The 21,636-nt window shown below is 64.4% G+C and carries 23 protein-coding genes; 19 read left to right on the plus strand and 4 right to left on the minus strand.

Annotation, left to right across the window (positions count from 1 at the left end):
* Positions 1–97 precede the first annotated feature (97 nt).
* From C2L64_RS07055 to C2L64_RS07085, 7 genes are all read left to right on the plus strand, one after another.
* Positions 98–862: a xylose isomerase gene (locus C2L64_RS07055; protein WP_090836033.1), complete on the plus strand. Its 765-nt coding sequence runs from the start codon at positions 98–100 to the stop codon at positions 860–862.
* A 37-nt stretch (positions 863–899) separates the two neighbouring features.
* The gene (locus tag C2L64_RS07060; protein ID WP_007588334.1) at positions 900–1,862 is read left to right on the plus strand and encodes a sugar kinase; all 963 of its coding nucleotides are present in this window, start codon (positions 900–902) and stop codon (positions 1,860–1,862) included.
* A 122-nt stretch (positions 1,863–1,984) separates the two neighbouring features.
* On the plus strand, positions 1,985–3,265 hold the full coding sequence (locus C2L64_RS07065) for an MFS transporter (RefSeq protein ID WP_007588335.1): 1,281 nt from the start codon (positions 1,985–1,987) through the stop codon (positions 3,263–3,265).
* A 4-nt stretch (positions 3,266–3,269) separates the two neighbouring features.
* Entirely contained in the window at positions 3,270–4,238 is a 969-nt protein-coding gene (locus C2L64_RS07070) for a 2-hydroxyacid dehydrogenase (protein WP_090836034.1), read from the plus strand.
* Positions 4,235–5,293 (plus strand): LacI family DNA-binding transcriptional regulator, encoded by a 1,059-nt coding sequence (locus tag C2L64_RS07075; protein ID WP_079485172.1) that lies wholly within the window; start codon positions 4,235–4,237, stop codon positions 5,291–5,293. Before C2L64_RS07070 ends, C2L64_RS07075 begins: the two co-directional genes overlap by 4 nt.
* 100 nt (positions 5,294–5,393) lie before the next feature.
* Positions 5,394–6,209, plus strand: a complete 816-nt coding sequence (locus C2L64_RS07080; protein ID WP_007734066.1) for a YhfC family intramembrane metalloprotease — start codon at positions 5,394–5,396, stop codon at positions 6,207–6,209.
* A 53-nt stretch (positions 6,210–6,262) separates the two neighbouring features.
* Positions 6,263–6,628, plus strand: coding sequence for a DUF3022 domain-containing protein (locus C2L64_RS07085; protein ID WP_007588341.1), 366 nt, complete (start codon positions 6,263–6,265; stop codon positions 6,626–6,628).
* A gap of 23 nt (positions 6,629–6,651) precedes the next feature.
* Here C2L64_RS07085 and C2L64_RS07090 read toward each other — a convergent pair whose 3' ends face one another.
* Positions 6,652–7,089 carry a PGDYG domain-containing protein gene (locus tag C2L64_RS07090; RefSeq protein WP_035537702.1) on the minus strand — a complete coding sequence of 146 codons (438 nt, stop codon included), beginning with the start codon at positions 7,087–7,089 and terminating at the stop codon, positions 6,652–6,654.
* Positions 7,090–7,284: 195 nt separating this feature from the next.
* A complete protein-coding gene (locus C2L64_RS07095; protein ID WP_090836035.1) occupies positions 7,285–7,797 on the minus strand; it encodes a Spy/CpxP family protein refolding chaperone in 513 nt (170 codons plus the stop codon).
* A 146-nt stretch (positions 7,798–7,943) separates the two neighbouring features.
* Here C2L64_RS07095 and C2L64_RS07100 point away from each other — a divergent pair, with 146 nt between their 5' ends.
* From C2L64_RS07100 to C2L64_RS07110, 3 genes are all read left to right on the plus strand, one after another.
* The gene (locus C2L64_RS07100; RefSeq protein ID WP_090836036.1) at positions 7,944–8,828 is read left to right on the plus strand and encodes a LysR family transcriptional regulator; all 885 of its coding nucleotides are present in this window, start codon (positions 7,944–7,946) and stop codon (positions 8,826–8,828) included.
* A 137-nt stretch (positions 8,829–8,965) separates the two neighbouring features.
* Positions 8,966–9,430: an Lrp/AsnC family transcriptional regulator gene (locus C2L64_RS07105; RefSeq protein ID WP_007734062.1), complete on the plus strand. Its 465-nt coding sequence runs from the start codon at positions 8,966–8,968 to the stop codon at positions 9,428–9,430.
* Between the two features lie 207 nt (positions 9,431–9,637).
* Positions 9,638–10,735 carry a saccharopine dehydrogenase family protein gene (locus C2L64_RS07110; RefSeq protein ID WP_090836037.1) on the plus strand — a complete coding sequence of 366 codons (1,098 nt, stop codon included), beginning with the start codon at positions 9,638–9,640 and terminating at the stop codon, positions 10,733–10,735.
* Positions 10,736–10,897: 162 nt separating this feature from the next.
* On the opposite strand, the gene C2L64_RS07115 is transcribed toward C2L64_RS07110, so the two are convergent.
* Positions 10,898–11,518: an AAA family ATPase gene (locus C2L64_RS07115; protein ID WP_090836038.1), complete on the minus strand. Its 621-nt coding sequence runs from the start codon at positions 11,516–11,518 to the stop codon at positions 10,898–10,900.
* Positions 11,519–11,688: 170 nt separating this feature from the next.
* Between C2L64_RS07115 and C2L64_RS07120 the strand changes: the two genes are divergently transcribed.
* From C2L64_RS07120 to corA, 4 genes are all read left to right on the plus strand, one after another.
* On the plus strand, positions 11,689–11,934 hold the full coding sequence (locus C2L64_RS07120) for a FitA-like ribbon-helix-helix domain-containing protein (protein WP_007588356.1): 246 nt from the start codon (positions 11,689–11,691) through the stop codon (positions 11,932–11,934).
* Positions 11,921–12,349, plus strand: coding sequence for a type II toxin-antitoxin system VapC family toxin (locus tag C2L64_RS07125; RefSeq protein ID WP_086916991.1), 429 nt, complete (start codon positions 11,921–11,923; stop codon positions 12,347–12,349). Before C2L64_RS07120 ends, C2L64_RS07125 begins: the two co-directional genes overlap by 14 nt.
* A gap of 89 nt (positions 12,350–12,438) precedes the next feature.
* Positions 12,439–12,912: a hypothetical protein gene (locus tag C2L64_RS07130; RefSeq protein ID WP_024162918.1), complete on the plus strand. Its 474-nt coding sequence runs from the start codon at positions 12,439–12,441 to the stop codon at positions 12,910–12,912.
* 204 nt (positions 12,913–13,116) lie between these two features.
* Positions 13,117–14,094: a magnesium/cobalt transporter CorA gene (gene corA / locus C2L64_RS07135; protein WP_007588359.1), complete on the plus strand. Its 978-nt coding sequence runs from the start codon at positions 13,117–13,119 to the stop codon at positions 14,092–14,094.
* A 51-nt stretch (positions 14,095–14,145) separates the two neighbouring features.
* Here corA and C2L64_RS07140 read toward each other — a convergent pair whose 3' ends face one another.
* The gene (locus C2L64_RS07140; RefSeq protein ID WP_007739112.1) at positions 14,146–14,784 is read right to left on the minus strand and encodes a LysE family translocator; all 639 of its coding nucleotides are present in this window, start codon (positions 14,782–14,784) and stop codon (positions 14,146–14,148) included.
* Between the two features lie 550 nt (positions 14,785–15,334).
* Here C2L64_RS07140 and C2L64_RS07145 point away from each other — a divergent pair.
* The 5 genes from C2L64_RS07145 to rbsK all read left to right on the plus strand — a co-directional run bounded on the left by C2L64_RS07145 (position 15,335) and on the right by rbsK (position 21,413).
* The gene (locus tag C2L64_RS07145; RefSeq protein ID WP_007588361.1) at positions 15,335–16,291 is read left to right on the plus strand and encodes a sugar ABC transporter substrate-binding protein; all 957 of its coding nucleotides are present in this window, start codon (positions 15,335–15,337) and stop codon (positions 16,289–16,291) included.
* Positions 16,292–16,620: 329 nt separating this feature from the next.
* A complete protein-coding gene (locus C2L64_RS07150) occupies positions 16,621–18,207 on the plus strand; it encodes a sugar ABC transporter ATP-binding protein (RefSeq protein ID WP_007588363.1) in 1,587 nt (528 codons plus the stop codon).
* Positions 18,204–19,247, plus strand: a complete 1,044-nt coding sequence (locus tag C2L64_RS07155) for an ABC transporter permease (protein WP_007588365.1) — start codon at positions 18,204–18,206, stop codon at positions 19,245–19,247. The genes C2L64_RS07150 and C2L64_RS07155 overlap by 4 nt, the downstream gene beginning before the upstream one ends.
* A 117-nt stretch (positions 19,248–19,364) precedes the next feature.
* Positions 19,365–20,408, plus strand: a complete 1,044-nt coding sequence (locus tag C2L64_RS07160; RefSeq protein ID WP_007739109.1) for a LacI family DNA-binding transcriptional regulator — start codon at positions 19,365–19,367, stop codon at positions 20,406–20,408.
* A gap of 75 nt (positions 20,409–20,483) precedes the next feature.
* The gene (gene rbsK, locus C2L64_RS07165; RefSeq protein ID WP_090836039.1) at positions 20,484–21,413 is read left to right on the plus strand and encodes a ribokinase; all 930 of its coding nucleotides are present in this window, start codon (positions 20,484–20,486) and stop codon (positions 21,411–21,413) included.
* The last annotated feature ends 223 nt before the right edge of the window (positions 21,414–21,636 follow it).

Consider the following 21,636-nt stretch of genomic DNA (forward strand, 5'->3'; position numbering starts at 1 on the left):
CGGCAGTATTCGCAGCTAGCGCTAAGGCGCTTTTTTGATACCCATCTTTGGAACCGATTCCAAAGGTCGTTTTGAGCAATAAAGCAAGGTGGACGGCATGCCGGAAGTAGTTATCGTCGCGAGTGCGTTTGGGGCCGATGCGATCCGCAAGGATGGTCATCACGCGTGGCTGAAGACGGCGGCGCAAGCCGGCGCGGCCGGTTTCGAAGTGCGCCGCGAGCTGTTTGCGCTGGAGGCGGAAGCGTCGGCGGAGGCGCTGTCGGCGCTCGGCAAGGCGATTGCGGTGAAAGGCCTGTGGTCGGTGTACTCGACGCCCGCCGAACTTTACGCACACGACGGCGCGCTCGACGAAGCCGCGCTGCGCCAGGCGCTGATCGAAGCGACGGCGCTCGGCGCGCGCTTCGTCAAGCTGCAACTGGGTGGTTTCGCGGGACGCGCGCATGGCGACGCGATCGCCACGTGCACGAAGGGCGTCGCGGCGCGGCTCGTGGTCGAAAACGGGCAACTGGAGCGCGGCGGCTCGCTCGCGCAGTTCGATGGTCTGTTCAACGCGCTCGCGAAAGAAGGCCACCACAAGCTAATCGGCATGACCTTCGATATCGGCAACTGGCAATGGCCGGGCGTCGATCCCGTCGAGGCCGCGCACAAGCTCGCGGATCACGTCGAGTACATCCACTGCAAGGGGGTCGCGGGCGAAGGCGCGCGCCGTTTTGCCGTGGCGCCCGCCGCCGACGATCGTATTTTCGCGGCCGTGCTGCCGCTCCTGCCGCGCAATGTGCCGCGCGGCATCGAATTTCCGTTCGACGCGGCGCGCATCGCCGAGGACGCGTCGCACCACGTCGCGCAGCTCGCGTCCATGTAAGACGGCGCGAACGCCAAGCGAATCATCAGGAGAAGCCATGCATCCGACACTCGATGTCATTACCTACGGCGAAGCGATGGCGATGTTCGTCGCAGCCGAAACGGGCGCGCTCGCGGGCGTCGGCCAGTTCACCAAGCGCATCGCGGGCGCCGATCTCAATGTGGCGATCGGCCTGTCGCGGCTCGGCTTCAAGGTGGGCTACCTGAGCCGCGTCGGCGACGATTCGTTCGGCCAGTACGTGCGCGACACGCTCACTAAGGAAGGCATCGACGGGAGCTGCGTGACGACCGACACACGTTATCCGACGGGCTTCCAGCTGAAGTCGAAGAACGACGACGGCAGCGATCCCGCCGTCGAATATTTCCGCAAGGGTTCGGCTGCAAGCCACCTGTCGCTCGACGACTACGTTGCAGATTACGTGCTGCCCGCGCGCCATCTGCATCTGACGGGCGTCGCGCCCGCGATTTCGGCGAGTTCGCGCGAGCTGGCGTTCCATCTGGCGCGCGAAATGCGCCAGGCGGGCAAGACGATTTCGTTCGACCCGAACCTGCGTCCGACGTTGTGGCCGTCGCGTGAAGCAATGGCGGCTGCGCTGAACGAACTCGCGACGTTCGCCGACTGGGTGCTGCCCGGCATTGGCGAAGGCGAGATTCTGACGGGCTATACGAAAGCAGAAGATATTGCGCAGTTTTACCTCGACCGCGGCGCGAAGGGCGTCGTCGTCAAGCTCGGCGCGCAAGGCGCGTATTACCGGACAGCGACCGGTTCGGGCGTCGTCGAAGCGCAGCGCGTCGAGAATGTAGTCGATACCGTCGGCGCGGGCGATGGCTTCGCCGTCGGCGTGGTGAGCGCATTGCTCGAAGGCCGCACGCTGCCGCAGGCGGTGGCGCGCGGCAATCGCATCGGCGCGCTCGCGATCCAGGTGATCGGCGATTCGGAAGGCCTGCCGACGCGCCCCGAACTCGATGCCCTCGAAAGCGCCGACCCGCTCGCCGCTTGACGTTTCACCACTCAGCAGCACGACACGACAACAAGATGCCCAGCCGCGCAAACGCTCCGACGAGCAACACGCGGCTCAACAGCACGTCAACCGACCGCCTCAGCAAGACACAGGAGACATTCATGTCCTCATCACTCGCGATTCGACGTTGGTGGACGATCATGCCGATCGTCTTCATCACCTACAGCCTCGCTTATCTCGACCGCGCGAACTACGGCTTCGCCGCCGCCGCCGGCATCAATCAGGATCTGGGTATCAGCAAGGGACTGTCGTCGCTGATCGGCGCGCTGTTCTTTCTCGGTTACTTCTTCTTCCAGATTCCCGGCGCGATCTACGCGGAACGCAAGAGCGTCAAGAAGCTCGTGTTCTGGAGCCTGGTTCTGTGGGGCGGCTGCGCGGCGCTGACGGGCGTCGTCAGCAACATTCCGTCGCTGATGGTGATCCGCTTCGTGCTCGGCGTCGTCGAGGCGGCCGTGATGCCCGCGATGCTGATCTTCATCAGCAACTGGTTCACCAAGCGCGAGCGTTCGCGCGCCAACACGTTCCTGATTCTCGGCAACCCGGTGACGGTGCTGTGGATGTCGGTCGTGTCGGGCTATCTGGTGCATTCGTTCGGCTGGCGTCATATGTTCATCGCGGAAGGTGTTCCGGCGATCGTCTGGGCCGTCTGCTGGTGGTTCATCGTGAAAGACAAGCCCGAGCAGGTGACGTGGCTGTCGGAGGCGGACAAGAAACAGCTCGCCGACACGCTGCGCGCCGAGCAGGCCGCGATCAAGCCGATGCGCAACTACGGCGAGGCGTTCCGCTCGCCCGCCGTCATCAAGCTGTGCGCGCAGTACTTCTGCTGGAGCATCGGCGTATACGGCTTCGTGTTGTGGCTGCCGTCCATTCTGAAGAACAGCTCGTCGCTCGGCATGGTCGAAACGGGCTGGCTGTCGGCGCTGCCGTATCTGGCCGCGACGATCGCGATGCTCGCGGCGTCGTGGGCGTCGGATAAACTCAACAACCGGCGCGCATTCGTGTGGCCTTTCTTGCTGATCGGCGCGGCGGCCTTCGCGGGTTCCTATGCGCTCGGCTCGACGCACTTCTGGATGTCGTATGCGCTGCTGGTGATCGCGGGCGCCGCGATGTACGCGCCGTACGGGCCGTTCTTCGCGATCGTCCCCGAACTGCTGCCGAAGAACGTCGCGGGCGGCGCGATGGCGCTGATCAACAGCATGGGCGCGCTCGGCTCGTTCGTCGGCTCATATGTGGTCGGCTACCTGAACGGCGCGACGGGCTCGCCCTCGGCGTCGTATGCGTTCATGAGCGTCGCGCTGATCGGTGCCGTGATACTGACGCTTGCCGTCAAGCCGCAGCCGATGCAGACTCCAAACCTCGCTACCCCGTTGCAAGGAAAGTAATTCGATGAAGCGAAAGATCGTCGCGTACAAGCCGCTGCCGGATGATGTGCTCTCGTATCTCCAGCAGCATGCCGAGGTCGTGCAGGCGGACGCCGCGCAGCACGACGCGTTCGTCGCCGCGCTGAAGGACGCCGACGGCGCGATCGGCGCGAGCGTGAAGATCACGTCGTCGATGCTCGACGGCGCCGCGAAGCTCAAGGCGCTGTCGACGATCTCGGTCGGCTACGACAACTTCGACGTCCCCGACCTGACGAAGCGCGGCATCGTGCTCGCGCACACGCCGGACGTGCTGACGGAATCGACGGCGGACACGGTGTTCTCGCTGATCCTTGCGAGCGCGCGGCGCGTCGTCGAACTGGCCGACTGGGTGAAAGCGGGCGAGTGGAAGGCGAGCATCGGGCCCGAGTTGTACGGCGTCGACGTGCAGGGCAAGACGCTCGGCATCGTCGGTCTTGGACGGATTGGCGGCGCGGTGGCGCGGCGGGCGGCGCTCGGCTTCAACATGAAGGTGCTGTACACGAACCGCAGCGCGAACGCCGAAGCCGAACAGCGCTACGGCGCGCGCCGCGTCGAACTGGACGAACTGCTCGCGACGTCCGACTTCGTGTGCCTGCAAGTTCCCTTGACGCCGGAAACGCATCACATGATCGGCGCGAACGAACTGCGCAAGATGAAGCGCAGCGCGATCCTGATCAACGCATCGCGCGGCCAGACAGTCGACGAAAATGCGCTGATCGAAGCCTTGCAGACGGGCACGATCCACGGCGCGGGCCTCGACGTGTTCGACACGGAACCCGTCGATCCCAACTCGCCGCTGCTGACAATGAAGAACGTGGTCGCGTTGCCGCACATCGGCTCGGCGACGCACGAGACGCGCCACGCGATGGCGCGCTGCGCGGCGGAGAATCTGGTCAGCGCGCTCGACGGCACGCTGAAGATCAATATCGTCAACCGCGACGTGCTCCCTCAATGAACACACCGCCGTCAGGCGCGCCGCGCCGTGCAACGATCAGCGACGTCGCCCGCGAGGCAGGCACGGGCAAGACGAGCATCTCGCGCTATCTGAACGGCGAGCTGAGCGTGCTGTCGCCGCAACTGCGCGCGCGCATCGAAGCCGCCATCGAACGGCTCGACTATCAGCCTAACCAGATGGCGCGCGGCCTCAAGCGCGGACGCAATCGCCTGATCGGCATGCTGGTCGCGGACCTGACGAACCCGTATTCCGTCGAAGTGCTGCAGGGCGTCGAGGCCGCGTGCCACGCGCTCGGTTATATGCCGCTGATCTGTCACGCGGCGAACGAAGTCGACATGGAGCGGCGTTTTCTGCAACTGCTGACCACGTATCGCGTGGAAGGCGTGATCGTCAATGCACTGGGCGTCAGCGAAGAGACGCTGCGGCCCGTCGGCGACGGCGGGATTCCGGCTGTGCTGGTAGACCGTTCCGTCGACGGGCTTGTGACCGACATGGTCGGCCTCGACAACCAGGGCGCGACGGCGCTCGCGACGCGGCATCTCGTCGAACGCGGTTTCGACCGGCTGTGGTTTGTCGTGCAACCGTTCGAGCACATCAGCTCGCGGCGTCAGCGCGAAGCGGCGTTTCACCAGGCACTCGAACAGTATCCGCAGGTGAGCGGTCGCACTGTCGTGCTCGAACTCGGCGACGCCGACGAACTCGAGCAGACCTTGAGCGCGCTCGATGCCGAACTGGATGCGGCGGTTGCCGCGCATGAAGACCATGCGCGGGCGGGCGTCGCGCTGTTTGCGGCGAATGGGCCGGTCGCGCTGGCGCTTGCGCGGCATCTGAACCAGCGGCATGGTCCGAACTGGCAGAAGCGCGTCGCACTGCTGTCTATCGACGATCCCGAATGGGCCGAGCTTGCCGGCATCACGACGATTCGCCAGCCGACCTACGATATCGGCTATCGGGCCGTCGAGTTTCTACATCAGCGCATCGACGGCGAGCAGACCACCGCGCGCGATTGTCTGCTGCCGGGCGAATTGATCGAGCGCGCGTCGACGGCGCGCTGATCGAAGCTACACGCGCCAATTCTCCGGCATTCGGGCATCGCGCTTACAATGCGCGGCGAGTTCCGCTCTTTGCGCGCGCAGTGCGCCCGTCCCCAAGCCCATGTCCGACTTGCCCGTTTCTCCCATCACGCTTGCCGTGCTCGCCGTCGCGACGATCTTCGTCGCGCTGCTTCCCATCTATCTGTACCGCCGCTGGCGCGCGCCGTTCGCGTTGAACCGGCGCGACGCGATCGCGGGCATCGCCGTGTTCGCGCTGTCCGCGATGGTGATCGAGCGCGCGCTCAACGATTATCTGTTGCGCGAAAATGCGGCGACGAGCGAATGGCTGTCCGACCCGCTCGCGTTCGTCGTCTATGGCGCGCTGGCCGCAGGCATCTGCGAGGAAGTGGGTCGCTTCATTGCGATGCGTTGGCTCGCGCGGCGCAAGACTGGCGGTGCGACGCACGACGCGGCGAACGACGGCACCGCGCTTGCCTACGGTCTCGGCCACGGCGGCGCGGAAGCATGGCTCATCGGCGTGATCGTGCAGGCGCAATGGATCGCGTTCGGCGTGCTCGAAAATCGCGGACAACTCGATACCTATCTCAGCAACATGCCGGCAGGACCGCTGATGCGTATCCATCTGCTGCTAGCGAGCCTGTCGCCGGCGATGGCGGGCGTGTTCGTGCTCGAACGCGTGGCGGCGCTGGTGTTCCAGATCGGGCTGTCGGTGCTGATGTGGCGCGGCGTGCGTGCCGGCTGGCGTGCCATACTGCCCGTCGCGATCGTCGCGCATGCGTTGATCGATGTGCCGGCTGCGATGTCGCAGGCGGGGCTGCTGTCGCTCGTGACCGTCGATGCAATCTATGCAGTCGCGGCGATCGCAGTGGCCGCCGCGCTGATCCGATCGCATAGGCGTGCACCGCGCGCAGCCTGATCATCAACGCAGATCAACAGATCAACAGAGTAAAAGGCCAGAGGCCAATCGACATGGAAGCCTATCAGTTCGAATGCGCGAACCCGGAGATCGAAGAACTCGCGCGCGTGATCAGCGATCTCTTTCCCGAGCAGACGCAGTTCATCGAGCGTGCCGGCGAGAACGGCGTGCCGCAGATCGTCGTGCATTGGGTCGCGATGCGTTTCGGCTCGACGGCGAAGCGCATGGAGCTGACGGTTGCCATCGCACCCGCAGCGCTCGCGCGTTATCGCGCGATGCCGCCGCGCGTGCGGGGCCGCAGCTTCGCCATACTGCGCGCCTATGTGGAAGCGACGCTGGGGTCGCTCGAAGAAGAGTACGCGGAAGGCAAGACCATACCGCGCGAAGTGACCGTCGAACTCGGCGACGAGTTCGCGTGAGCCGCAAGCCGGGAACGTCAGGCTCAGTCGGCGAGCCGGTAGACCTTGGCGAAGCGCGCAGCCTGCACGACGCCATAGTCGCCGGGCGCGTATTGCATGATCCAGTCGCCCGCCGTGCCCTTGAGGACGTCGCCGCCTTGCGCCGAGCGCGCGAGCGAGAACGCCTCGTCCATCCGCTTCGCGAGCACGACGGCGGGGCGATTGCGGTACGCGCCTGGTTCGCCGTGTGCGAGCGCGGCGTCGGCGGGCAGGTACTTCGCGTCGAAGCGTTCGCGCGACACGACCCAGCGGTCGCCCGTCGAGCCCGTGATCAGCGCGTCGCCGCGCGTGTAGCGGTTTGGTCCTTCGAGGCTCATCAGTTCGCCGTCGTCCGCGGCGAATTGCACGGCGACGGTTTCGTCCTTGACGACGCGTTGCGCGGTCGGGTCGGTGAGCAGGTCGATGTTCTTGAGTTCGATCATGATGAGGCGAAATAACGCAGAGATTGACAGGGCCGCGTAACGGAGCCCAATAAGAGCCCAATAAGCGGGCATCGGTGCGACATCCAAACAGCATCGCAAACGCGGCGCAGGCGCGCATGATGCCAGATTCTCGCGACGCCTAATAAAAAAACGCCTGCCGGTGAGGGCAGGCGCTGTGATTCCCTGCGTTACAGGTTACGGCTTGACGATCGCATCCGAAGCCGGCGCGGCCGGCTTGCGCGCGCGGCTGTGATGCAGACGGCCTTCGGGCGGCTGGCGGCGAAAGGTCGTGTCGGCCAGTTTCTTCTGCTCCGGCGAGAAGCTGTTGTACAGCGGCTCGAACGCGTCGACGAGCTTCTTGGTGCCGTCGGCATGTGCCTGCGTGATCTCGGCGTATTGCTTCATGTCGTCGAGCGCCGAGACGTTTGCGTCCGCGCGGCGTGTCTCGAACAGCTTGCCCATCGCTTCGCCGTTGCTGCGCATGACGTCGGCGAATGTGTTCCACTGCGCTTCCTGCGCCGACGTGATTTTCAGTTGCGTGTGCAGATACTTGATGCGGTCTTCGACGCGCTGCTCGTGGCTAGCCTTGCCCGCACCCTGCGAAGCGGCCGCCATGGCCGGCGCGGACGCGCCAGCGGGGGCTGCTGTCTGCGCGAATGCCGCGCTCATGGTCAGCGCGGAAGCGAGAATAGCGAGAGTTTTTTTCATTGAGACTCCTGTTGTCTGTTGGTATGAGACCAAAGCTGCACGATGTGTCGACATCTATCATGCCGTGCGTTATTAGTATCACGATATCGCTGCATTGCGTCTCTATTGCGACAACTGCTTACAACCGAAACGATCGGAAATAGCCGGTGGATAAATTCGTCAGCATGGAAGTCTTCGTTGCCGTCGTCGAAGCGGGCAGCCTCACGGCGGCCGCCGAGCGCTTCGATCTGTCGTCGGCGATGGTCGGCAAGCATATCCGCTCGCTCGAAACACAGCTCTCCACACGTCTTCTGACGCGCACGACGCGCCGTCAAAGCCTCACCGAAATCGGCCGCCAATATTACGAGCAGTGCCGGCGCATTCTCGCCGACGTGAAGGCCGCGGAATCGCTCGCGGAAGCGATGACGTCCGCGCCGCGCGGCACGCTGAAGGTGACGGTGCCGCTGACTTACGGCGTCGAAGTGTTTTCGCCCGCGATGACCGACTACCTTAACCAGTACCCCGAGGTCAGTCTCGAACTCGATCTGTCGAACCGTGTCTTCGATCTGGTCGAAGAGGGCTTCGATGCCGCCGTGCGGATTGGCCGCCTGCCCGATTCGAGTCTCGTCGCAAGGCCGTTGAAACCTTACCGGATGCGTGCGTGTGCGTCGCCTGCCTATCTGCAACGCATGGGCACGCCGAAGACGCCGGCCGATCTCCTGCATCACGAATGCCTCGGCTTTCTGCATTGGGGACGCGAAGGATTGTGGCGCCTGGACGGCGATGCCGAGAGCGACTACCAGTTGCGCCCCGGACGTTTTCGCGCGAACAACGGCCAGGCGCTGAAGATGGCGGCCCTGCGCGGCTTCGGTCTGGTGCTGCAACCTGAAGCGCTGCTCGCGCGCGAGATCGAACAGGGCGAACTCGTGTCCGTGCTCGAAGACTATCTGCCCGATGGCGCGCCCGTGCATCTGATCTATCCGCGCGACCGGCAACCTACACCAAAGCTGACCAGCTTCATCGACTTCGTGATCGAGCGCTTCGGCGCGTGATGCCTTCAACGCGCCGCGCCGTTCGTGGGATATGTGCAGCCCGCATGTATTCGCGCTAGCGTGCGCAAGGCGCATAATCCGCGTCATCGGCTCGCCGTGTGTGGCGAGCGTTTTCTCTCAACCTTGACCTTGAATCGATGAGACCACCGCGCCTCGATCAGCTCGACGAACTCGACCGCAACCTCGTCGCGCTGCTGCAAGCCAATGCGCGTGAAAGCGTCGCGAATCTCGCGCGGCAACTGGGTGTTGCGCGCACCACGGTGATCGCGCGGATTGCGCGGCTCGAAAAGACCAACGTGATCGCCGGCTATAGCGTGCGGCTCGGGCAGGATGTGCTCGACGCGAGTATGCATGCGTATGTCGGCATCATCATCGCGCCGAAGTTCGGGGCGGACGTGCTGAAGAAGCTAAACCGCATGCCGGAGGTGCAGCTGCTGTGCGCCGTGAGCGGCGAGTTCGATTACGTCGCGTGGCTGCGCGCCGATTCTCCTGAGCGCCTGAACGAGCTGCTCGATCAGATCGGCGGCCTGGCGGGTGTCGAGCGCACGACGACGTCGATCATCCTGTCGCGCAAGATCGATCGCGGGATGAGCAGTCCTTGAGCGTACCGGCGTCTATTTTGCGGCCAACGTTTACACGGTTTTGATATGTTTTCGACGAATCGACGAAACGCTTCGTCACTTCGTCGAAAATCATGGTCATTGCGCAGCACTTTGCGCCTATAAACCGACTCGTCTTCTCCATAAACTCTTAGGTAGAGGTTCGCTGTGGCGCGCCGACATCAACCAGAGAGAACAAAGGAGAAGCGCATGAAAGTTGCCATCGTTGGCGCAGGTCTGATCGGTCACACCATCGCGCACATGTTGCGTGAGACGGGCGACTACGAAGTGCTCGCGCTGGACCGCGATCAGCGCGCGCTCGACAAGCTGGCCGCGCAAGGCATCCCGACGCGCCGCGTCGATTCCGCCGACGCCGCCGCGCTGCGCGCTGAAATCCAGGGCTTCGACGCGCTCGTCAATGCGCTGCCGTACTACCTCGCGGTGAGCGTGGCGTCGGCAGCGAAGGGCGCGGGCGTGCATTACTTCGATCTGACGGAAGACGTGCGCGCGACGCACGCGATCCGCGCGATCGCCGACGGCGCCGACCATGCGTTCATGCCGCAATGCGGTCTCGCGCCGGGCTTCATCGGCATTGCCGCGCATGAACTGGCCAACCGCTTCACCGAAATCCGCGACGTGAAGATGCGCGTCGGCGCGCTGCCCGAGTTTCCGACCAATGCGCTGAAGTACAACCTGACGTGGAGCGTCGACGGTCTCATCAACGAATACTGCCAGCCCTGCGAAGCGATCCGCGACAGCCGCACGCAATGGGTGCAGCCGCTCGAAGGCCTGGAGCACTTCTCGCTCGACGGTACCGAGTACGAGGCGTTCAACACGTCGGGCGGCCTGGGCACGCTGTGCGAGACGCTGTCGGGCCGCGTTGAGACGCTCGATTACAAGTCGGTGCGCTATCCGGGGCATCGCGACCTGATGCAGTTCCTGCTCGAAGACCTCCGCCTGTCCACGGACCGCGATACGCTGAAGACGATCATGCGCCGCTCGGTGCCGTCGACGGCTCAGGACGTCGTGCTGGTGTTCATCACCGTGACGGGCGTGCGCGACGGACAACTGGTGCAGGAAGTGTTCACGCGCAAGATTTTTGCGAAGACGGTCTGCGGCGTGCCGATGAGCGCGATCCAGATCACCACGGCGGGCGCGATGTGCGCGGTGCTCGATCTGTTCCGTGAGAAGAAGCTGCCGCAAAGCGGCTTCGTGCGTCAGGAGCAGGTGGCGCTGCGCGATTTCCTCGCGAACCGCTTTGGTCAGCTGTACGAAGGCCGCGCGCTCGACGCGATGGCGACTGTCTGACGTCGAGAAGGACACCAGCCGGACCGAGGGCCAGTTTGACTGATTGAGGCTTCAGAGAGAGCCGTTTGTATATCAGGCGAGAGCGAAGCGGGCGTTCAACCTTTAACAGTTGACGCCCGCTTTGTCGTTTACCCCGTCGCGTTTGCTGGAAATATGGACGGGTTACACAGGCATCGGCGGCAGAATCATGCCGGGCGGCTGCGGCGTCTGCACGATCCGCGCGAGCAGCGCGTCGTAATCGGCAGATGCGGGTGCCGTATTGTCAAACTTCAGAAGGCCGTCGCACGCGTCGCCCGTCGGCACGAAGCGGCGCTGCCTGTATTCGTCCCAATGCGCGAGCTTGTAGGCGTCGTTCGGATTGCCGCGCGCGGCGATCCGCTCGCGCGCCGTTTCTTCCTCTGTCGACACCCACACGACGCTGATATTCACGTCCCTCGGCACGCCGAGCCACACGTGATCGAAGAGCTTGCGCTCGTGCACTTCGCGCGACAGCGGGCCGACGGCGATCACGCCGATGCCCAGCCGGAGGTTCTCGGCGGCCGTGTCGAACAGCCCGCGGTACTCCGGGTCGCGAAAGTGCTGCAGGAACAGCGGGCTGTCGCGATCGTTCGGATCGCCCGTCAGCGCGCCGATCGCGGCCGCGCTGTAGACGCCGTATAGCGTGTCCTTGTCGAGCAGGCAAAAGGCCTGGCCGGTTGCCCTCATCAATGGGCCGATCAGCCGTTTGGCGAGCGTCGTCTTGCCGGTGCCTGCATGGCCACAGATAAAAACCAGATGCGTCACGTCGATGAATCCCGGTGGTGAAGGTAAGAGGGCGGTACCGCCGTTCGCGAGCCGCCGCAACCGATCTTGAATGGGATGGCGGCACGTCGCAACCCCTATGCCATCTGGCCAGATTGACTGCGCGAATCTGTTTGATATCATTGCTATCACACGTGTGGCGGGGAATTGAAATGGCAAATCTTTTGGTCCGAAATCTGGACGATGCGTTGGTGCAGAACCTGCGTGAGCAGGCCGCGGCTCACGGGCGCAGCGTCGAAGCAGAGCATCGGGAAATCCTGGCGCAGGCGCTCTTTCAGCCCAAGAAGCTCAGCTTCGCGGAATTGCTGATGAGCATGCCCGACGTCGGCGACGACGCCGACTTCGAGCGCCGCAATGACGTAACTGACGATAGCGGGGGACCGGGTGTATTTGATTGATACCAATGTAATCAGCGAAATGCGCAAGAGCAGTCGCGCCAATCCAGGCGTGCAGGCTTTTTTCGAAGCGGCGAAGGAAGGCGGGCATCGCCTGTATCTGTCGGTGGTGACGGTCGGCGAACTGCGGCGCGGCGTCGACCTGATCCGGCATCGGGGCGACAAGTTCCAGGCGTTGCGCCTGGAAGGCTGGCTCGACACGATCATGAATTCGTTCGGCAGCCAGATCCTGAATGTCGGCACCGACGTCGCGCAGACGTGGGGCCATCTGCGCGTGCCGGATCCCGAGCACTCGCTGGACAAGCTGATCGCGGCGACGGCCCTGATCTACAACCTGACTGTCGTGACGCGCAACGTGGCAGACTTCGATGGCACGGGCGCACGGGTGCTGAATCCGTTCCAGCTTCTTGACGCATGACCTGTCCTGCATAGCGACGGGTAGTGGCGCATGACGGCAAAACCAATCGACCAGCAGGGAAGGCGAACCATGCAACGGGGAGACGAACGATGACACGCACGCAAAGCCGCGCGTCGCGGGCAGCGATCAAGGTCATGGCGGCAGCTTCGGGCGCTGCCGCCGCTGCCATCATTGCCGCGCTTCTCTCCGGCTGCGCAGCAACGCCCGCCGACAAGGTGCCATTCAAGGACGTCCCCGCTGATCGCATCGTCAAGCAGGGCTACACGCAGCCAGGCGCCGACAAGGTCGCCGTCGATCTACGTCGCGAGCGGAGCGATAACGTGATCGTGCGGTTTCGCGACGCGCTCGTGTATGTCGACGGCGAGCGGGTCGCGGACATCATGAACGGCGAGCACATCGTCTTCTGGCTCACGCCCGGCACGCATCGCATCGGCGTGTCGACGCAGTTCGATCCCGTCGTCGAGATCAACTTCATCGTCACGTCCGACAGCCGCTACTCGAATCGCGCCAGCGTCTCGTTCAAGGACGATCACCGGATCATGCTGCGGCGCGTCGCCAATTGATTGAAGGTGAGTGAATGAGCCGGGCTCGGCGCGGCGTTGACAATTCGACACAGCGTATCGGTTCAACTCCACGTAACATCGCAGCTTGACACCGCGCGCCGCGCGGCTTTGCATTGGGACCGGGACCGAAGGAGACATCGGCTCGCCCATCGCGACTAACAATTTGTAATCCGCAAAGCCGATTCGTATTCAAGGTATTCAATCATGCTGATCAACTGCGCCGCGTACCAGGACGGCCGCAAACTGGCCGACATCGAAATCGACGACATCAGCGTCTATGTCGCCAAACCCGAATGCTTCGTCTGGGTCGCGCTGAAAGATCCCGGCCCCGGCGAACTCGAAGTGATGAAGCACGAATTCGGGCTGCACGAACTGGCCGTCGAGGACGTGCGCCATGGTCATCAGCGTCCGAAGATCGAGGAGTACGGCGACTCGCTGTTCGCCGTCATGCACACCATCGAAACCGACGACGACGGCGAATTCGTGATCGGCGAAGTCGACGTATTCGTCGGCTCGAACTATGTGCTGTCGGTGCGGCGCGGTACGCGTCACGGGTTTCAGGAGGTCCGCGCGCGTTGCGAGCGCGAGCCGCAACTGTTGAAGGAAGGGTCGGCGTTCGTGCTGTACGCGCTTGCCGACAATGTCGTCGACCGGTACTTCCCGATTCTCGAAGCAATCGGTACCGAGATCGAGGAAATCGAAGACCGTATCTTCGACAAGCACGACCTGTCCGCGTCGCGCGCGATCATCGAAGACCTGTACTCGTTGAAGCGCCGTCTCGTGATGCTCCAGCATCACATCGCGCCGTTGCTAGAAGGCATCAGCAAGCTGACGGGCGGGCGCATCCCCGCTATCTGCGTCGGCATGCAGGCGTACTTCCGCGATGTGTACGATCACCTGGACCGCAGCGTGCGGACCATCGAAGGCCGCCGCGAAATGATCGTCACGGCCATCCAGGTCAACCTCGGCATGATCTCGCTTGCGGAGAACGAGGTGACCAAGCGTCTCGGCTCGTTTGCCGCGCTGTTCGCCGTGCCGACCATGATTGCCGGCATCTACGGGATGAACTTCGAGCACATTCCCGAGCTGCATTTCCAGTACGGTTATCCCGTCTGCGTCGCGGCGATGGTGGTGGTCGATCTCATCTTGTACTTTCGCTTCAAGAAAGCGAACTGGCTGTGAAGCGGGCTGTAAAGCGCGTTGTAAAGCGCGCGGCCCGTCTCGACGAATCGCTCAGCGCTTCGTCAACGCGAGCCGCACACCCAGGCCGATAAAGCCCGCGCCGATCACCCGGTCGATCCACCGCCGCACGGAAGGCCGCGAGTTCACGGCGCGCGCCGCCGTCGCGGCGAGCCACGCGATCACGCAGTCGTTGAAAAGCCCGAGCGTCACGAACACGGCACCGAGCACGAGAAACGCCAGCGTCTTGTGCGGGCTGTCGGCGCTGACGAACTGCGGGAAGAACGCGATATAGAACAGCAGCACCTTCGGGTTCGACGCGTTCGTCACGAAGCCGCGAAACAGCAGCGTGCCGCGCGACAGACGCGGCATGCCCGGTGCCGCTTCGCCCTTGACCACGGCGGCCGCCGTGGGCCACAGCATCCGCAAGCCGAGATACATCAGATACGCGGCGCCGATCCACTTGATCGCATTGAAAGCGCCCGGCGACGCCGCCAGCAGTGCCGTGATGCCGAGCGCGCAGGCAACGGTATGCATGCAGCCGCCGAACGCGACACCGAGCGCGGAAAGCATGCCCGCGCGCCGTCCCTGGGCGATGCTCTGGCCGGCGACATACGCGATGTCCGGTCCGGGCGTCAGATTGAGCACGGTGACGGCGACGAGAAACAGCGGGAACTGGCTGATACCCAACATGGCAACCTCGTGGCAACTCTGCAGATGAATACACGGCCGGCCTCGATGCCGCGAGCAGCGGCAACCGATGACCAGGCCATTCGGTCCATGATACCCCGTCCCATCTGTTGCGCAGATCCCGATGGCAAGCGCTATTTAACTTGCAGCACGCGCAATTAAGCGCCAGCATATGCGACCTGCCTGCCACATAACTTGCGGCTCGCGGGAAGATAGGGAAGCAGCAGTAAGGCAATACCGGCGCGTTCCAGCGCCGTGCATCAACGAACGCCGCTGCGAACAGGACGCGAGCCTTTGCACGGGCCGCGTCGTTCGCACAGGCCGACCAACGCAGAACAAGCGAGCCATTCTTGCAACGACGACATTCGCCGTACCGCCGAAGCTTCACGGCAAGCCCTGCGTTCAGCCGCGCGCTGCACGTCGGGGTGCGCTGTGCAGCGCAGCACTGTCAGTCGTTGACACTGCGAACAGGCGCCGCCGAGAATAGCGCTCGCAAACGTTTGCGGACAATCAAAAAACGGGCTCGCACGAGTCCAACAACTGGAGATACTGCATGAACCAACGCATTCGCCGCCGCGTTTTGACCACCGCCGTCGTGCTCACGGCAGCCGCCGCGATGCCATTCTCGTCGGCCTGGGCCCAGGCCGCGAAGAAACCCAAAGTCGCGCTCGTGATGAAGTCGCTCGCCAACGAGTTCTTCCTCACCATGGAAACGGGCGCGAAGGACTACCAGAAGCACAACGCCAACCAGTTCGACCTGATCACGAACGGCATCAAGGATGAGACCGACACGGCGAACCAGATCCGCATCGTCGAGCAGATGATCGTGTCGAAGGTCGATGCGATCGTGCTCGCGCCGGCCGATTCGAAGGCGCTCGTGCCCGTGGTCAAGAAGGCGGTGGATGCCGGCATCATCGTCGTGAACATCGACAACAAACTCGATCCCGACGTGCTGAAGTCGAAGGATCTGAACGTGCCGTTCGTCGGCCCGGACAACGCGAAGGGCGCCGAGAAAGTTGGCGACTATCTGGCCAAGAAGCTGAAGTCGGGCGACGAGGTCGGCATCATCGAAGGTGTGTCGACCACGACCAACGCGCAGCAGCGCACGGCGGGCTTCAAGACGGCAATGCAGAAGGTCGGCGCGAAGGTCGACTCGGTGCAATCGGGCGAATGGGAAATCGACAAGGGCAATGCGATCGCGTCGTCAATGCTTAATGCATATCCGAACATCAAGGCGTTGCTGTGCGGTAACGACAACATGGCGATCGGCGCGGTGTCGGCCGTGCGCGCGGCGGGCAAGCAGGGCAAGGTCTATGTGGTCGGCTACGACAACATCAACGCGATCAAGCCGATGCTGAAGGATGGCCGCGTGCTCGCCACGGCTGACCAGTACGCCGCCAAGCAGGCCGTGTTCGGCATCGACGTCGCGCTCAAGGCGATTTCCGAGCACAAGAAGCAGTCAGACCTGTCGGGCGTCGTCGAAACGCCTGTCGATCTCGTCACGAAGTAACGGCCCGCGCGGGCGTCGGACGGCACGCTGCCGGTGATGCGTGCCGGCCTCGCGCGAATGTTAACCAAACGCTCAAGAAATTCGCCGCGCCGCCGTTATGCCAGAGGTAAGCGTCATGACGACGAGCGACTCGCGCGAGGATGAGGAGGGACAACGCGCAGTCCGAAGCGTTCTGCTTCGGCATGCGCAGGGCTTGTTCCTCGCTTGTGCCTTTTTTGTGCCCGCTTGCCGCATGACTTGCGCGGCTGCCGGCCAGTGCCGCCTGACGTGATACCGGCCTTGCCGGATTCGCGCAGGCGCCGCGCGGCGGCTACGAGATCTGGATCACGATGGCATCAACCGACCAAGAAGCATTGCCTGCTGTGCTGTCCGTGAAGGGCATAGGCAAGACCTACGTCGAGCCTGTGCTGGCCGACGTCTCGCTGGCGTTGCACGCCGGGGAGGCGCTCGCGCTGACGGGCGAGAACGGCGCGGGCAAGAGCACGCTGTCGAAGATCGTCGGCGGGCTGGTCGATCCGACGACGGGCACGATGCAGCTCGAAGGCAAACCGTATGCGCCTGCGAGCCGCACGGAAGCGGAAGCGCTCGGCATCCGGATGGTGATGCAGGAACTGAATCTGCTGCCAACCTTGTCGGTCGCGGAGAACCTGTTTCTGAACCGTCTCCCGCGCAACGGTTTCGGCTGGATCGATCGCGCGAAGCTGCGCGAGGACGCGCGCGGGGCGATGGCGCAAGTCGGGCTGGAGGCGATCGACCCGGACACGCTGGTCGGCGAGCTGGGCATCGGCCATCAGCAGATGGTGGAGATCGCGCGCAACCTGATCGGCGATTGCCGCGTGCTGATTCTGGATGAGCCGACCGCGATGCTGACGGCCCGCGAAGTCGACTTGCTGTTCGAGCAGATCGACGCGCTGAAGGCACGTGGCGTCGCGCTCGTCTACATCTCACACCGGCTCGAAGAGCTGGCGCGCGTGGCCGAGCGGATCGCCGTGCTGCGCGACGGCAAGCTGGTGCGCGTCGACGCCATGGCGAACCTGACGAGCGACCAGATCGTGACGCTGATGGTCGGGCGCGAGCTTGGCGAACGGATCGATCTGGGCGTGCGCAACATCGGCGCGACGCTGTTGAAGGTCGAACGGATGAGCCGCGCGCCCGTGGTGCGCGACGTGTCGTTCGAGGTGAAGGCGGGCGAGATTTTCGGGGTCAGCGGACTGATCGGCGCGGGGCGCACGGAGCTGATGCGGCTGATCTACGGCGCGGACCAGAAGGACAGTGGCACGGTATCGCTGGCGGCTGCGCCGGGTGCCGCGCCCACTCCCGTGCAGATCGACACGCCTGCCGACGCCGTGAAGCACGGCATCGCGCTGATCACGGAAGACCGTAAGGGCGAAGGCCTGCTGCTGCCGCAGCCGATCGCGGCGAACGTGTCGCTGGGCAATCTGCGCAGCGTCGCGCGGCATGGCATCGTTGACGCGAAGCGCGAGAATGCGCTGGCGAAGAAGCAGATCGACGCGATGCGAATCCGCACGTCGGGGCCGGCGCAGCCGGTCGGCGAGCTGTCAGGCGGCAACCAGCAGAAAGTGGTGATTGGCCGCTGGCTTGCGCGCGATTGCAGGGTATTGCTATTCGACGAACCGACGCGCGGCATCGATGTCGGCGCGAAGTTCGATATTTATGGATTGATGGGCGCGCTGGCTCGTGATGGGCGCGCGCTGGTGGTCGTGTCGAGCGACCTGCGTGAACTGATGCTGATCTGCGACCGGATCGGCGTGATGTCGGCGGGACGAATGACGGGTGTGTTCAAACGGGACGAGTGGACCCAGGACGCGCTGCTCGCGGCGGCATTCGCGGGCTATCGCAATCGCGAGGCGCTGCTGCACACGCACGACACCGACGAGGGAGAAACTCAGTCATGAACGACCAACGGGTCACGGACAAGGATTCGACGGCGAGCGCCGGCGCTGCCTCGGCGCCCGCCGCCGATCCGTCGGCGCCGCTCGCCAGCGGCAAGCCGGCGGGCACGCGTCTGGGTTTTTCGAACTATCTTGGCCTGATGGGCGCGCTGATCGCGATGATCGCGCTGTTCTCGGTGCTGAGCTCGCATTTCCTGACCTACGAGACGTTCGTCACGATCGCGAACCAGATTCCCGATCTGGTCGTGATGTCGGTGGGGATGACCTTCGTGCTGATCATCGCGGGCATCGACCTGTCGGTGGGCTCGGTGCTGGCGCTCGGCGCGTCGGTCGTGAGCGTCGCGGCGCTGAAGTGGCAGCTCGGTCCGTTCGCGGCGGCGGTGCTGGGTCTCGCCGCGGCGGCGCTGACGGGCACGGTCACGGGCGCGGTGACGGTGGGCTGGCGGATTCCGTCGTTCATCGTGTCGCTCGGCGTGCTGGAAGCGGCGCGCGGGTTGGCTTACCAGATGACGAACTCGCGCACCGCCTATATCGGCGACGCGTTCGACTTTCTGTCCAACCCGATCGCGCTGGGCATTTCGCCGGCCTTCCTGATCGCGGTGGCCGTGATGATCATCGCGCAACTGGTGCTCACGCGCACGGTGTTCGGCCGCTATCTGGTCGGCATCGGGACGAACGAGGAAGCGGTGCGGCTCGCGGGCGTGAACCCGAAGCCGTACAAGGTGATCGTATTTGCATTGATGGGCGCGCTGTCCGGGCTCGCGGCGCTGTTTCAGATTTCGCGTCTGGAAGCGGCTGACCCGAACGCGGGCGCCGGGGTGGAGTTGCAGGTGATCGCGGCTGTCGTGATCGGCGGCACGAGTCTGATGGGCGGGCGCGGGTCGGTGATCAGCACGTTTTTCGGCGTGTTGATCATATCGGTGCTGGCGGCGGGCCTCGCGCAGATCGGCGCGAACGAGCCGACCAAACGGATCATCACGGGCGCCGTGATCGTGGTCGCGGTCGTGCTGGACACGTATCGCAGCAGGCGCAAACGCAGTTGAAACAGGGGCCGCCGTGGCGCGGGACGGCGGACACCCAGTAAGAACTAACGAGAGCACCGCGGATGCAGCATGAGCTGCATTGGCCAGCAGTAAGAACAGGCAGGGGGTTTTCAGCTTATGGCGACGATCAAGGATGTGGCGGCCATAGCCGGCGTGTCGTTCACGACGGTATCGCATGTCGTGAACAATACGCGGCCGGTGTCGGCGGATGTGCGCTCGAAGGTCGAACTGGCGATCCGCCAGCTCAACTACGTGCCGTCCGCCGTCGCGCGGTCGCTGAAGGCACGCTCGACGGCGACGATCGGGCTCGTCGTGCCGAACAGCACGAACCCGTATTTCGCGGAAATGGCGCGCGGGATCGAGGATGGTTGCGCGCGCAATGGCTATTGCCTGTTCTTCTGCAACTCGGACGACGATCCGGCGAAGCAGCGCAATTATTTGCGGGTGCTGCAGGAAAAGCGCGTCGACGGGCTGATCGTCGCGTCGGCGGGCGACGACGCGACGCTCGCCAAGACCCTGGCCGATTCGCGCGAGCCGCTGGTGATCGTCGACCGGAACATCGAAGGCATATCCGCCGATCTCGTGCAGATCGACCACGAAAAGGGCGCCTACCTCGCAACGCGCCATCTGCTGCAGCTCGGGCACTCGAAGATCGGCTGCATCACGGGCCCGGTCGAGACGGCCGTCAGCGCGATGCGCGTGCACGGCTTCATTCGCGCGATGGCCGAGCGTGGCATCGAGATCGCGCCGAACGGCATCGTCGAAAGCGACTTTTCGGGCAGCGGCGGATACCGCGCGGCGGGGCAACTGTTCGACACCGTGCAGCCGACCGCGATCTTCGCGGGCAACGACATGATGGGCATCGGCGCGCTGCGCGCGGCGGCCGAGCGCGGCCTGCGCGTGCCGCAGGACTGCTCGGTGATCGGCTTCGACGACATCGAACTGGGGCGCTTCACGTATCCGGCGCTGTCGACGGTCGGCCAGTCGGTGCGCGCGCTCGGCGAAATGGCGGCGCAGACGCTGATCGAGCGCATCAGCGGCACGCCGGTGGGCACACCCACGGGCGCCGCGTTCCGGCGCCGCGTGATCGCGCCGCGCCTGATCCTGCGCGAATCGACGGCGGCTTTTGCCGGCGCGCGTCGCGGGGTCAAGGCGGCCTGAGCGCAGCCGCGGCGCACGCATGACGAATGCGGGCGCAACGAGGAAGCACCCGGTTGGCAACCACAGGAGGCAACCGTGGCAACGAATGAAGCGCGCGGCCACGTAACCGTGGTCGGCAGTCTGAATATGGATCTCGTCGCGCGTGCGCCGCGCCTGCCGCAGCCCGGCGAAACGCTCGCGGGCCACGCGTTCGCGCAGGTCGCGGGCGGCAAGGGCGGCAATCAGGCCGTCGCCGCGGCCCGCCTCGGCGCGCAGGTGTCGATGCTCGGCTGTGTCGGCGCCGATGGGAACGGCGCGCAACTGCGCGCGGGCCTCGAATCGGAACGCATCGACTGCACCGCGCTTGAAACGAGCGCGACGGCACCGACAGGCGTCGCGCTCATCATCGTCGACGACGGCAGCCAGAACGCGATCGTCATCATCGCGGGCAGCAACGGCGAGGTGACGCCCGCGACGATCGCGCGGCACGAAGCCGCGCTGGCTGCGGCGCAGGTCGTGATCTGCCAGCTGGAGACGCCGCCCGCCGCCGTGCATGCGGCGCTGGCCGCCGCGCGACGGCTCGGCAAGACCGTCATTCTCAACCCCGCACCCGCTACGGGCCCGCTGCCCGCAGACTGGCTGCCTCTCATCGACTATCTGATTCCGAACGAACTCGAAGCCGCGACGCTGACGGGCTTGCCTGTCACGTCTCCCGCTGAGGCGAACGCCGCCGCCGACGCATTGCGCCGCGCTGGCGTCCGCAACGTGATCGTGACCATTGGTGCGCAAGGCGTCGTGGCCGCGCTCGGCGAGGCGGCGCCACAGCATTTCGATGCACCGCGCGTCAAGGCCGTCGATACGACGGCTGCAGGCGACACGTTCATCGGCGGCTTTGCCGCGCAACTGGCGCGCGGCGCGGATGTCGCCGACGCGATCCGCTTCGCGCAGCGCGCCGCGTCGATTTCGGTGACGCGCGCCGGCGCGCAACCGTCCATTCCTACCCGAGCCGAAGTCGGCGGCGCCTGACACGCACGACGCTCGAAGCCAACGGGCGCAGCGTCGCCCGTTGTCGCTTGTAATACTTACAGTCCCTTCCAGTCTATTTCCTCAGACCATATAGAAGCTTCAAGTCTTCCGTCGATGTGCCGTAAACGCAGTCAGAGCGCCATGATCCATAGCAAACGGCGCCGCGCACAACCACCGCATACGCAATGCGTTACGACGCGCCTCTCATCGACATCTCACAGGA

Source organism: Paraburkholderia hospita, assembly GCF_002902965.1.
Classification (GTDB): Bacteria; Pseudomonadota; Gammaproteobacteria; order Burkholderiales; family Burkholderiaceae; genus Paraburkholderia; species Paraburkholderia hospita.

Coding starts and splice junctions, on each gene's coding strand:
- C2L64_RS07150 (WP_007588363.1), top strand. CDS start 16,621: ATGGCATCAACCGACCAAGAAGCATTGCCTGCTGTGCTGTCCGTGAAG.
- C2L64_RS07120 (WP_007588356.1), top strand. CDS start 11,689: ATGGCAAATCTTTTGGTCCGAAATCTGGACGATGCGTTGGTGCAGAAC.
- C2L64_RS07110 (WP_090836037.1), top strand. CDS start 9,638: ATGAAAGTTGCCATCGTTGGCGCAGGTCTGATCGGTCACACCATCGCG.
- C2L64_RS07145 (WP_007588361.1), top strand. CDS start 15,335: ATGAACCAACGCATTCGCCGCCGCGTTTTGACCACCGCCGTCGTGCTC.
- C2L64_RS07085 (WP_007588341.1), top strand. CDS start 6,263: ATGGAAGCCTATCAGTTCGAATGCGCGAACCCGGAGATCGAAGAACTC.
- C2L64_RS07075 (WP_079485172.1), top strand. CDS start 4,235: ATGAACACACCGCCGTCAGGCGCGCCGCGCCGTGCAACGATCAGCGAC.
- C2L64_RS07095 (WP_090836035.1), bottom strand. CDS start 7,797: ATGAAAAAAACTCTCGCTATTCTCGCTTCCGCGCTGACCATGAGCGCG.
- C2L64_RS07160 (WP_007739109.1), top strand. CDS start 19,365: ATGGCGACGATCAAGGATGTGGCGGCCATAGCCGGCGTGTCGTTCACG.
- C2L64_RS07090 (WP_035537702.1), bottom strand. CDS start 7,089: ATGATCGAACTCAAGAACATCGACCTGCTCACCGACCCGACCGCGCAA.
- C2L64_RS07055 (WP_090836033.1), top strand. CDS start 98: ATGCCGGAAGTAGTTATCGTCGCGAGTGCGTTTGGGGCCGATGCGATC.
- C2L64_RS07070 (WP_090836034.1), top strand. CDS start 3,270: ATGAAGCGAAAGATCGTCGCGTACAAGCCGCTGCCGGATGATGTGCTC.
- C2L64_RS07140 (WP_007739112.1), bottom strand. CDS start 14,784: ATGTTGGGTATCAGCCAGTTCCCGCTGTTTCTCGTCGCCGTCACCGTG.
- corA (WP_007588359.1), top strand. CDS start 13,117: ATGCTGATCAACTGCGCCGCGTACCAGGACGGCCGCAAACTGGCCGAC.
- C2L64_RS07065 (WP_007588335.1), top strand. CDS start 1,985: ATGTCCTCATCACTCGCGATTCGACGTTGGTGGACGATCATGCCGATC.
- C2L64_RS07060 (WP_007588334.1), top strand. CDS start 900: ATGCATCCGACACTCGATGTCATTACCTACGGCGAAGCGATGGCGATG.
- C2L64_RS07105 (WP_007734062.1), top strand. CDS start 8,966: ATGAGACCACCGCGCCTCGATCAGCTCGACGAACTCGACCGCAACCTC.
- C2L64_RS07080 (WP_007734066.1), top strand. CDS start 5,394: ATGTCCGACTTGCCCGTTTCTCCCATCACGCTTGCCGTGCTCGCCGTC.
- C2L64_RS07155 (WP_007588365.1), top strand. CDS start 18,204: ATGAACGACCAACGGGTCACGGACAAGGATTCGACGGCGAGCGCCGGC.
- C2L64_RS07130 (WP_024162918.1), top strand. CDS start 12,439: ATGACACGCACGCAAAGCCGCGCGTCGCGGGCAGCGATCAAGGTCATG.